Origin of the sequence: Gordonia sihwensis NBRC 108236, from assembly GCF_000333035.1 — a bacterium.
Taxonomy (GTDB): Bacteria; Actinomycetota; Actinomycetes; order Mycobacteriales; family Mycobacteriaceae; genus Gordonia; species Gordonia sihwensis.
Map to the genome: position 1 here is coordinate 1 of NZ_BANU01000038.1, position 11,015 is coordinate 11,015.

Below are 11,015 nucleotides of genomic sequence, written 5' to 3' on the forward strand. Positions count from 1 at the left end.
GAAGCCCACCACATCACCCAGAAGAACGGCTCACCCGGACACCCGCAGACACAAGGCAAGATCGAACGCTTCCACCAAACCCTCAAACGGTGGCTCCGCGCCCGCCCCCGACCCACCACCATCGAGGACCTACAAGCACATCTCAACGACTTCCGCACCTGGTACAACACCGACCGTCCGCACCGTTCGCTAGGCCGCCGCACACCCTGCCAGGCCTACACCGCGCTGGCGAAGGCACATCCGCAGACCACCACTGAACCAGAGTGGCGTACCCGGACCGACCGGATCGACAACCACGGCAAAGTCAGCCTCCGCTACGCCGGCCGCCTACGACACCTCGGAATGGGCCGAGCCAACATCGGCCAGCCAGTACTCATGCTGATCCACGACCACGACGTCATCACCACCCACGCAGAGACCGGCACAATCATCGCCACCCACCACATCGACGACACCCGCGACTACCAGCCGCCAGACAAGAACACACCGACAACCCGCGAACCCCCGGAAAAGCAATGAGTCGCGACATCGTGTGTAAACGATGTCGCGACTCATCACAGCGGAGCCGCCTGGGGGAATCGAACCCCCGACCTATTCATTACGAGTGAATCGCTCTGCCGACTGAGCTAAGGCGGCGTGCCGTCTGACGACAGCGCTCATGATGGTACCGAGTCGTCAGCCTCGCAGGCAAAACGGGTGCTAGGAGGCCGATTCCGCGATGCGTCGGGTCTCCGCTGCGATCACCGCGCGACAATCGTCCGGGTCCAGGACCACGCCGAAGACGTCCGCGAGCAGGACCGGGAGCTCCGCGGGTTCGACGTCGCGGACCTGTGAGAGGCCGTCCGGTTTCTCCGTGGTCCAGGTGACCCCGTCGAGGGTCTCGTGTGTGCGTTCGTCGAAGCGCTGAACGAAGGATCGGGTGACGAACGGTGACCGGGGTGAAGTGGAGACGAAGTGATTGCCGACCGCGTAGTCGATCGGGAACTGCGGATCGAACGTGAACGCGTTGCGAGGGATCCACTCTTCGGCCCGCTGGGCGAGGACCCAGCGTGCGGTACCGAACAGGTCGCCGACCGGTGAAGAGGTGAGGCGGAAACCCCAGCCGTCCTGCTCCACCTCCGCGCCGTTCGCCAACGGGATCGGCTCGAGGGGGCCGCGGCCGAAGCCGACGTCACACAGGTATCGACTGCCGTCGTCGAACTCGACGGCGAGGAGCGCATGCGTCGCAGGCCGCGTCTCGGGGTCGCCGCCGAGAATCACCCGCCCGGACAGGGCTGTGAAGCGAAACCCGAGGCGTTCGAGTGCGGCGGCGAACAGCGCGACGTGCTCGAAGCAGTAACCGCCGCGCACTTGCTCGACCAGCTTGCGCTGGACGGCAGCGATGTCGAGCGGAATCGGTCGGCCGACGATGATCTCGAGGTTCTCGAACGGGATGGACGTGACGTGGGCGCGATGGAGCTCGCGCAGCGCGTCGAGCGTCGGTACGGGCGGTGCGGCCGCACCGATCCTGTCCAGATACGCCGTGAAGTCGAGGCCGTCGCTGCACCAGAGGGACATGCGTCCCAGTCTGCCGGTGCGGCGACGGCCTCGGCCAGTGGATTTCGCTATCCGGCGACGCCCTCGGCGCGGGCCGCGGCGGCGACGGCCGCGGCCACAGCGGGAGCCACCCGCTCGTCGAGTGGGCTGGGCACGATGCGGTCAGCGGCCAGATCGTCGCCTACCACCGAGAGGATCGCCTCGGCGGCGGCGATCTTCATGCCCTCGGTGATACGGCGGGCGCCGGCGTCCAGCGCTCCGGCGAAGACGCCGGGGAAGGCGAGGACGTTGTTGATCTGATTCGGGAAGTCGCTGCGTCCGGTCGCGACGATCGCCGCATACTTGGCGGCCACGTCCGGATGGATCTCCGGGTCGGGATTCGACATCGCGAAGACGATCGCGTCGTCGGCCATCGAGGCGATGAGCTTCTCGTCGACGGTCCCCGCGGAGACGCCGAGGAAGACGTCGGCGCCGTCGAGGGCTTCGGCGACACCGCCGGTGAGCCCGCGCGGATTGCTCCATGCGGCGACCTCGTTCTTGTACTCGACCATGTCGGTGCGGTCGGTGCCGACGATGCCCTTGGAGTCGAGCACCACGATGTCATCCACGCCCGCGGCCTTGAGGATCTTGGCGCACGCCACCCCGGCCGCGCCGGCGCCCGAGACGACCACCTTGAGTCCGGCGAGCTCACGGCCCAGGAACCGGACCGCGCCCTTGAGGGCGGCGAGGACGACGATCGCCGTGCCGTGCTGGTCGTCGTGCATCACCGGGCAGTCGAGCGCCTCGATGACGCGGCGCTCGATCTCGAAGCAGCGCGGCGCGGAGATGTCCTCGAGGTTCACCGCGCCGAAGCTGGGCCGCAGCCGGACGAGCGTCTCGACGATCTCGTCGGGGTCGGTGGTGTCGAGAACCAGGGGGATGGAGTTCAGGCCCGCGAAGGTGCGGAACAGGGCGGCCTTGCCCTCCATGACCGGCAGCGAGGCGCGCGGGCCGATGTCGCCCAGCCCCAGGACGGCGGTGCCGTCCGACACCACCGCCACCAACCGGTCGGTCCAGGTGTAGTCGTTGACGAGTTCGGGTTCCCGGTGGATCGCGCGCGATACCTGCGCCACGCCGGGTGTGTAGGCGATCGAGAGATCGCGCTGGGTGGCGATGGGGGCGCTCAGTTCGACGGACAGTTTGCCGCCGCGGTGCGCGTCGAAGATCTCGTCGTCGGTGATGGGCATGTCGGTGGTCTCCGGCTCGCTCGGTGCAGCGATCGTCTCGTCTGCCGTACTGGTCACTGTCTCTCCTCGATGCGGACGCCGTTGTCCGTTGTCAGATCTGCTCCGCGGATGCTGCCGACACGCGCAGAGGTGAAGGGCGCCGCGGAGTGTGTGCAGCGTATTCGTCTCGGCGGCACGGTGGCGCCGAACAGTCGCGTCGTCGCGCAAGTCACATCGCGGGGAGGGTCGCTCGGCCGTCGACGGTGGCGGTGACGCCCGCGTCGAAGAGGATGGAGCCGACGCGGCACGGATGAGATTGTGCCATCGGCGCGCACGACCGGTGCACGCGCCTGCGGGGTCGCCTCCCCGATGCGGCCGTCGAGGCCGCCGAGCGCTAACATACAACTTGTGTCTATGACGTATTCATCTGCGGACCGAGTGTACGACGAGGTCAAGGAATTGATCCTGACCTGCGACCTTCCCGGCGGGGAGATGATCAGCGAGGGCGAGGTCGCCACTCGGTTCGAGGTGAGTCGCACACCGGTCCGCGAGGCCTTCCTACGGCTGGCCGCCGAGGGCTGGATGCGTCTGTACCCGAAGCGCGGCGCGCTCATCGTCCCGATCGGCGAAGGCGAGGCCCGGGACGTCCTCGACGCCCGTGTGCTGCTCGAGACCCACGCGATGGAGTCAGTGTCGGGCGACACCGTGGCCATCGCCGCACTGGTCGGCCGACTGGAGGACAACCTCTCGCAGCACCGGCTGGTGGATCCGGCCGACGCGTCGGAGTTCGCGCGGCTCGACGCCGAGTTCCACCAGCTGATCGTCGCCGCCGGGCGCAACGGGCTGTTGGCCGACTTCTACGTCTCGCTGGGCGAACGGCATCGTCGGATGACGGCCGAGCGACTGCGTCACGATCCCGGAATCACCGAACGCATCGTGGCCGATCACGCCGACCTCGCGCAGGTGGTCGGAGCGGCCGACGCCGCCCGTTTCGCGTCGCTGCTGACCGCACACCTCACCGGTGTCCACGGCACGGACGGAAGCGCGGCATGAGCGCGGCCGAACGCGCCCGCGGCGCGGTCGCCGGGTGGCCCGCGGTCTCGCTGGCGGTCTTCACCGCGGCATGGGGCGGCAATGAGTTCACACCGCTGCTGGTCATGTATCGGACCGCATCGCAGATGTCGGCGGTGGTGGTGGACGCCCTGCTGTTCCTGTACGTGTTGGGCATCGTCCCGGCACTGCTGGTCGGCGGACCACTGTCGGATCGGCTCGGCCGCCGCGCGCTGATGCTGCCGTCGCCGGTGATCGCGGCGGCCGGGTCCATCCTCCTGGCGCTCGGCGAGCACTCGGTTCCGCTGTTGGCCGCCGGCCGCGTCCTGAGCGGTGTGGCGCTGGGTCTGGCGATGGCGGTCGGCGGAACGTGGATCAAGGAACTGTCGGACCGGGCGGGCGATCCGCCGTCGGCCGGTGCCCGACGCGCCGCGTTGAGCCTGACCGCGGGCTTCGGGGTCGGTGCGGGCCTGGCGGCCGTGCTCGCGCAGTGGGCTCCGCTGCCGGGACAATTGTCGTACCTGGTCAACGTCGCACTCGCGGTGGCCTCGCTCGGTCTGATCCTGCGGACGCCGGAGACCCGGCCGCGTGCCTCGGACGGTCGGCTGCGGGACGCGATGCGCATTCCCTCGGCGATGAAGCCGCGGTTCTGGCTGCTCGTGGCGCCGGTGGCGCCGTGGGTCTTCGGCGCCTGCGCGATGGCTTATGCGGTGATTCCCGCGATGATGACCGAACACACGCCCGGCACCGCGATCGCGTTCGCCGGTCTCTGCTGCGTCGCGGGACTCACGGCGGGCTTCTTCATCCAGACCCTCGGCAAGCGGATCGACCGCCCGGGGTCGGTGCGCACCCTGCTCGTGGCACTGGGTCTGGTGGCGGTGGGGATGGCGCTGGCGATCGTCGTCGTGCTGCACCCGTCGATCGCGCTGGCGGTGGTGACCGCCATCGTCCTGGGCTGCGGCTACGGCATGGCGCTCATCTCGTGCCTCATGGAGGTCCAGCGTCTCGCCGGACCCGACGATCTCGCCGGGCTCACCGCCGTCTTCTACACCCTGACCTATCTGGGATTCGCCTCGCCGGCTGTGATGGCTTGGGTCGTCGAGCGTTTCCCGTCGATCAGCTACCCCGAGATGTTCGGAGCGGGAATCGCGATGACCGCACTCGGGGCCGCGGTGGTCTCCCTCGCGAACCGCACGCGAGCGGCCGGTCCGCACACCGTGGAGCCGGCCGAGCAGACCGTGGACCTCGAACGCGTCTGAGCCGGCTCCCGTACCCGCCCCCGGGAGAGGGGTGACATGATTTCGCGCATGGTTCCGACCAAGATCACCGGACCGCTGAACGCGGTGCTCGCGCGTCTGCCGGAGAGCGCCGCAGATCACCTCGTCCTCGGGTACCGGATGGTCCGCGCGATAGCGGTCAGCAATGTCAGCGACCGTGCGATGACCCTCGCGGCGCAGGCGTTCACCTCCATCCTCCCGGTGCTGTTGCTGCTGACCACGATTCCCGGAGACGGCGTCCTGGACCGAACGATCATGATGTTCAGCCTCGACGGACTCGTCCTGGGACACCCGGATTCGCCGGGGTCGTACGCGTCGTTCGGCATCGCGGGCGCCTTCATGACCATCGTGTCCGCGACTTCGCTCGCCCGCGCCCTCGACCGCATGTACGTCGGCGTCTGGGGTGTGCGGTCCACCGGGCTGCGCGGCTGGTGGCGGTGGCTCACCGTGGTCGCGGTACTCGCCCTCGCGACCACGGCGCAGGCGGTCGTCGTCCTCGACTACAACGAGGACGGCGGACGCATGGTGTTCGCGCTGATCTGGACCTTCGTCATCTGGATGCTGGCGTGGACCGCGGTCCCGCGGATTCTGACGGTGCGACAGCTGGCCGCACCCGACCTGTGGAGCATCGGCGCCCTGGCCGGCGCCGGACTGACGGTCTTCATGGCGATCACGCAGATCGGCTACGCGCAGGTCTTCCACTCCGCGCGCGCCTCGTTCGGATCGCTGGGCATGGTCTTCGCGGCCATCGGCTGGCTGTTCGTGTTCACCGCGATCGTCGTCGTCGCGACAGTTCTGGCACAGGTGATCCGCACGCCGAACGACGCGGACGACGCCTTGGTCGAGGAACCGGTGGAGCTGCGCTCCGACTACGCGTCCGGATAACCGTTCGGATTCTGCGACTGCCAGCGCCAGACGTCGGCGCACATGTCGTCGATGCCGCGGCCGGCGTGCCAGCCGAGTTCCCGATTCGCTTTCGACGGATCGGCCCAGTTCGCCGCCAGATCGCCCGGCCGGCGTGCGACCACCTCGTACGGAATCGTCCGGCCGCTGGCGCGCTCGAAGGCCGCGACCAACTGCAGCACCGACACCGGCTCACCGCTGCCCAGGTTCCACACCGACAGCGCGTCGGCGGTCTCACCGAGCCGGTCGAGCGCGGCGATGTGGCCGGCGGCCAGGTCCTCGACGTGGATGTAGTCGCGGACGCCGGTGCCGTCGACGGTGTCGTAGTCGTCGCCGAACACCGACAGCTTCTCCCTGCGTCCGACAGCCACCTGTGCGACGAAGGGCATCAGATTGTTCGGCAGCCCGTTCGGGTCCTCACCGATGCGGCCGCTGGCGTGCGCGCCGACCGGATTGAAGTAGCGCAACAGGGCGATCCGCCAGGAGTCGTCGGCGACGGCGAGATCGCGCAGCACCTGCTCGATCATCACCTTGGTCCAGCCGTACGGATTGTTCGCCGACGTCGGCATGTCCTCGGTGCGCTGGAGCACCGGGTTCTCGCCGTACACCGTGGCGGAGGAGGAGAAGACGAACTTCCGCACGCCGCGGGCGTCCATCGCGCGGAGCACGCTGAACGCGGTGTCGAGGTTGTTCCGGTAGTACTTCAGCGGCTCGGAGACCGATTCCCCGACCGCCTTGAATCCCGCGAAATGGATGACGGCGTCGATGTCCTCGGCGGCGAAGATCGCGGCGGTGGCCGCCTCGTCGGTCAGGTCCACGCGGTGCACCTTGATCGACTGTCCGCTCAGTTCCTCGAGCCGGTCGATCACCGCGGGCTTGGCGTTGCTGAAATCATCGGCGATCAGGACGTCGTGCCCCGCCGCCAGTAGTTGCAGGACGGTGTGCGAACCGATGTAGCCGGCGCCGCCGGTGACGAGTACGCGCATGAGTGTCGGGTCTCCGATCAATCGAGGATCTGCTGAGTCCGGGCGTAGGCGGCTTCCACGCCCTCCTTGTGCGGCGCCCACCAGTCGCGGTTCTCGCGGTACCACGCGATCGTCGCGGCGAGGCCGGAGGCGAAATCGGTGTACGCCGGCCGCCACCCGAGTTCGGTGCGGAGGCGGTGGGAGTCGATCGCGTACCGGCGGTCGTGGCCGGCGCGGTCGGTGACGAAGTCGAAGGCGTCGGCGGGCTGTCCGAGCGCGGTCAGAATCGCCTCGACCACCGTGCGGTTGTCGACCTCGCCGTCGGCGCCGATCAGATAGGTCTCACCGATCCGACCGCGGTCGACGACGGCCCAGACGGCGTCGTTGTGGTCGTCGACGTGGATCCAGTCGCGGACGTTGCGCCCGTCGCCGTAGAGCTTGGGCCGCACCCCGGTCAGCACGTTCGTGATCTGGCGCGGAATGAACTTCTCGATGTGCTGATACGGCCCGTAGTTGTTCGAGCAGTTCGAGATGGTGGCGGCGATGCCGAACGACCGGACCCACGCGCGGACCAGCATGTCGCTGCCGGCCTTCGTGGAGCTGTACGGGCTCGACGGGTTGTAGGCCGTCTCCTCGGTGAAACGCGTCGGATCGTCGAGATCGAGGTCGCCGTAGACCTCGTCGGTGCTGATGTGGTGGAGGCGCACGTCATGCCTACGGACTGCTTCGAGCAGCGTGTACGTGCCGACGAGGTTGGTCTGGACGAATGCCGACGGGTCGGCGAGCGAATTGTCGTTGTGCGATTCGGCCGCGAAGTTCACCACGAGATCCGATTCGGCGACGAGCGGATCGACGGTCGCGGCGTCGGCGATGTCGCCGCGGACCACGCGGATCCGGTCGGCCACCGGTTGCAGCGTCGACGGGTTCGCGGCGTAGGTGAACTTGTCGAGAACGGTCAGCTGGGCGTCGGGCCGGGTGGCCAGTGTCCGCAGCACGAAGTTGGCTCCGATGAAACCGGCTCCGCCGGTCACCAGCACTCGCATACGGGTTCCCCCGGATCCGGGCATCGCTGCCCCGTGGCTTCGAAATCTGTCGCGGCCAACTGTACCGATAGGCTGATCGCATGCGCGGAATCATCCTCGCCGGCGGCACCGGGAGCAGGCTTCACCCGATCACGCTGGGTGTGAGCAAACAGCTGGTCCCGGTGTACGACAAGCCGATGATCTACTACCCGCTCTCGACGCTGATGCTCGCCGGGATCCGGGACATCCTGGTCATCACCACGCCCGGCGACCGCGCCGCCTTCGAACATCTCCTCGGCGACGGCGAGCGGTTCGGCGTCTCGATCAGCTACACCGTTCAGCCCGAACCGGAGGGCCTCGCGCAGGCCTTCCTGCTCGGTGCCGATCACATCGGCGACGATTCCGTCGCGCTGGTCCTCGGCGACAACATCTTCTACGGTCCGGGGCTGGGTTCGCAGCTCAAGGGGTTCGATGGGCTCGAGGGCGGTGCGATCTTCGCCTACCGGGTCGCCGATCCCAGCGCGTACGGTGTCGTCGAGTTCGACTCGGCGGGGAACGCGGTGTCGTTGGAGGAGAAGCCCGCGAGGCCGAAATCGCGCTACGCGGTGCCGGGGCTGTACTTCTACGACAACGACGTGGTCGACATCGCCGCCGGCCTACGGCCCTCCGCGCGCGGCGAATACGAGATCACCGACGTCAACGCGGAGTACCTGCGGCGCGGAAAGCTCCGGGTCACGGTGCTGCCGCGCGGCACGGCCTGGCTCGACACCGGCACCTTCGACGGTCTGCTCGACGCGGGGAACTTCGTCCGGACGGTGGAGCAGCGGCAGGGGCTCAAGATCGCGGTGCCCGAAGAGATCGCTTGGCGGCTGGGATACCTCGACGACGAGCGGCTCCGCGCGACCGCCGTACCCCTTGTGAAATCCGGTTACGGAAGTTATCTGCTCGACCTGCTCGAGCGCGGACGGGAGTTGTGAGCGTGGATGTACGACCGCTGAGCATCGACGGCGCGTGGGCCTTCACCCCCGTGCTTCACGGCGACGATCGCGGAGTGTTCCTGGAAGCCTTCAAAGCCGACGTGGTCGCCGAGACCATCGGCCGACCGTTCCAGCTCGCCCAGGTCAACACCTCGGTGTCGGCGGCGGGCGTGGTCCGGGGCATCCACTTCTCCGATGTGCCGCCGAGTCAGGCCAAGTACGTGACCTGCTCTGCGGGGGCGGTGCTCGACGTGGTCGTCGACATCCGCGTCGGCTCGCCGACCTTCGGCCGCTGGGACGCGGTGCTGCTCGACGACAACGACCGCCGCGCCGTCTACCTGTCGGAGGGATTGGGCCACGCCTTCTGCTCCCTGCAGGACGGATCGGTCGTCACGTATCTGTGCTCCACCGGATATCGGCCGGGCAGCGAGCACGGCATCGACCCGATGGACCCCGAACTCGGCATCGAATGGCCGAAGATCGCGCGCGACGGCTCTCCGCTGGAGTACGTGCTGTCGGAGAAGGACTCCGCCGCGCCGGGCCTGTCGCAGGCTCGGGAGTCGGGATTGCTGCCGAGTCTCGATGACGTGCGCGAGTTCCTGACGGACTGAGCTCGAGTCAGGAAGTTTTGGCTCCCGGAAGGGTCTGAGAGACCGTTCCGGGAGCCAAAATTTTCGGCGGAGGTCAGCCCAGGGACGGGAATGGCGGGAGCGCGGGGGTGAAGAGCCAGTCCTGCCAGATGTCGTTCAGCGACGATGTGGAGAAAGTGGAGGCGAGCGCGATGAAGTCCTCGGTGGTCACGCAGCCGTAGGCGTACTTCTCCGTCCACCGGCGGAGGAGAGCGAAGAACTCGCCGTCGCCGATCCGCAGACGCAGCGCGTGCAAGGTCATCGCGCCGCGCTTGTAGACCCAGTCCTCGAACATCTCCTCGGCGCCGGGGTCGGCGAGCGGGACGCGGACCGGCGCGGCGGCGAGCTTGGCGTAGTAGTGCCGCGCCCACTCGTCGGCCGACCTGCCGCCGGAGTGCTGGCTCCACAGCCACTCGGCGTAGCAGGCGAAGCCCTCGTGCAGCCAGATGTCGCGCCAGCGCGCGACCGTCACCGAGTTGCCGAACCACTGGTGCGCGAGCTCGTGCGCGACGAGGCGCTCGTGTTCCCGAGTGCCGTCGCAGTGGTTGGCGCCGAAGGTGGAGAGGCCCTGAGATTCGAGGGGGATGTCGAGGTCGTCCTCGGTCACGACGGCAGTGTATTCGCGGAACGGATACGGGCCGAACATCTCGATGAAGGCGCGCATCATCTGCGGCTGCCTGGCGAAGCTCACGTCGAACCGAGCGCGGAGCGCGGGCGGGACCAGCGCATGCACCGGCACCGGTTCCTCCGCCATCGTCCGGTGTTCGTACTGTCCGATCTGAATAGCGGCCAGGTAGGTCGCCATCGGCTCCACCTGTTCGTACACCCAGGTGGTCTGCGCGGCGCGGCGGCGTTTGGACGCGAGCCGGCCGTTCGCGAGTGCAAAGTACGGGCTGTCGGTGGTGATCTCGATGCGGAACGGCGCCTTGGCCTCGGGATGGTCGTCGCAGGGGAACCACGACGGCGCGCCGTTCGGCTGATTGGCGCACAGCGAGCCGTTGTCGAGTTCCTCCCATCCGACGTCGCCGAAGGGACCCCGTATCGGCCGGGGACTGCCGCGGTAGCGCACCTCCACCGTCAGCGCACCGCCCGGCGGCACCGGCGCCGGCGGCGTGATCGACAGCTTGCCGAGCCGGTGGGAGAAGCGTGCGCGCCGGTCGTTGACCGTCACGCGGTCCACGCGCATGCCCGTCGCGAGGTCGAGGCTGAAACGGCTCAGCTGCTGGTACGACGACGCGGTGATGACCGCGGTCCCGGACAGCCTGTTGCTGCTGACCCGGTACTCGAGGTGCAGATCGTAGCGGGAGACGCGGTACCCGAGGTTGCCGTTGCGGGGAAGGTACGGATCCAACTCATGGGAAGCCGCACTGAGTTTGGGGGTGTGCCACGCGGACTTCTCGATCTTGCCTGGCACAGACAGCCTTTCCGTTGGTCGATTGGCGCGGCAGTTC

At 68.2% G+C, this 11,015-nt stretch carries 11 protein-coding genes and 1 tRNA gene; 6 read left to right on the forward strand and 6 right to left on the reverse strand.

Features of this window, described 5'->3' with window-relative positions; all coding sequences use genetic code 11:
• Positions 1 to 519: integrase core domain-containing protein (locus tag GSI01S_RS17485; RefSeq protein ID WP_006897967.1), on the forward strand; the 519-nt coding region annotated here is incomplete at its 5' end.
• A gap of 44 nt (positions 520 to 563) precedes the next feature.
• Here GSI01S_RS17485 and GSI01S_RS17490 read toward each other — a convergent pair.
• The 3 genes from GSI01S_RS17490 to GSI01S_RS17500 all read right to left on the reverse strand — a co-directional run bounded on the left by GSI01S_RS17490 (position 564) and on the right by GSI01S_RS17500 (position 2,762).
• Positions 564 to 636 (reverse strand) — tRNA-Thr (locus tag GSI01S_RS17490).
• A 63-nt stretch (positions 637 to 699) separates the two neighbouring features.
• Positions 700 to 1,557, reverse strand: a complete 858-nt coding sequence (locus GSI01S_RS17495; protein ID WP_006897968.1) for an arylamine N-acetyltransferase family protein — start codon at positions 1,555 to 1,557, stop codon at positions 700 to 702.
• A gap of 47 nt (positions 1,558 to 1,604) precedes the next feature.
• Positions 1,605 to 2,762 carry an NAD(P)-dependent malic enzyme gene (locus GSI01S_RS17500; RefSeq protein WP_233500182.1) on the reverse strand — a complete coding sequence of 386 codons (1,158 nt, stop codon included), beginning with the start codon at positions 2,760 to 2,762 and terminating at the stop codon, positions 1,605 to 1,607.
• Positions 2,763 to 3,155: 393 nt separating this feature from the next.
• Between GSI01S_RS17500 and GSI01S_RS17505 the strand changes: the two genes are divergently transcribed.
• Genes GSI01S_RS17505 through GSI01S_RS17515 form a run of 3 tightly spaced genes read left to right on the forward strand, consistent with a single transcriptional unit; the run spans position 3,156 to position 5,953 of the window.
• Entirely contained in the window at positions 3,156 to 3,794 is a 639-nt protein-coding gene (locus GSI01S_RS17505) for a GntR family transcriptional regulator (protein WP_006897970.1), read from the forward strand.
• Positions 3,791 to 5,050, forward strand: a complete 1,260-nt coding sequence (locus tag GSI01S_RS17510; RefSeq protein ID WP_006897971.1) for an MFS transporter — start codon at positions 3,791 to 3,793, stop codon at positions 5,048 to 5,050. The genes GSI01S_RS17505 and GSI01S_RS17510 overlap by 4 nt, the downstream gene beginning before the upstream one ends.
• Positions 5,051 to 5,098: 48 nt before the next feature.
• A complete protein-coding gene (locus tag GSI01S_RS17515; protein WP_006897972.1) occupies positions 5,099 to 5,953 on the forward strand; it encodes a YihY/virulence factor BrkB family protein in 855 nt (284 codons plus the stop codon).
• Here the strand turns inward: GSI01S_RS17515 and galE are convergent.
• Positions 5,938 to 6,957, reverse strand: coding sequence for a UDP-glucose 4-epimerase GalE (galE, locus tag GSI01S_RS17520; protein ID WP_006897973.1), 1,020 nt, complete (start codon positions 6,955 to 6,957; stop codon positions 5,938 to 5,940). The two genes, GSI01S_RS17515 and galE, sit on opposite strands and share 16 nt — an antisense overlap.
• A gap of 17 nt (positions 6,958 to 6,974) precedes the next feature.
• Positions 6,975 to 7,979: a dTDP-glucose 4,6-dehydratase gene (gene rfbB / locus GSI01S_RS17525; RefSeq protein ID WP_006897974.1), complete on the reverse strand. Its 1,005-nt coding sequence runs from the start codon at positions 7,977 to 7,979 to the stop codon at positions 6,975 to 6,977.
• Between the two features lie 80 nt (positions 7,980 to 8,059).
• Between rfbB and rfbA the strand changes: the two genes are divergently transcribed.
• Positions 8,060 to 8,935: a glucose-1-phosphate thymidylyltransferase RfbA gene (gene rfbA, locus GSI01S_RS17530; RefSeq protein WP_006897975.1), complete on the forward strand. Its 876-nt coding sequence runs from the start codon at positions 8,060 to 8,062 to the stop codon at positions 8,933 to 8,935.
• Positions 8,936 to 8,937: 2 nt separating this feature from the next.
• The gene (locus GSI01S_RS17535; protein WP_006897976.1) at positions 8,938 to 9,546 is read left to right on the forward strand and encodes a dTDP-4-dehydrorhamnose 3,5-epimerase family protein; all 609 of its coding nucleotides are present in this window, start codon (positions 8,938 to 8,940) and stop codon (positions 9,544 to 9,546) included.
• 73 nt (positions 9,547 to 9,619) lie between these two features.
• On the opposite strand, the gene GSI01S_RS17540 is transcribed toward GSI01S_RS17535, so the two are convergent.
• Positions 9,620 to 10,978 carry a M1 family metallopeptidase gene (locus GSI01S_RS17540; RefSeq protein WP_006897977.1) on the reverse strand — a complete coding sequence of 453 codons (1,359 nt, stop codon included), beginning with the start codon at positions 10,976 to 10,978 and terminating at the stop codon, positions 9,620 to 9,622.
• Positions 10,979 to 11,015: the final 37 nt, after the last annotated feature.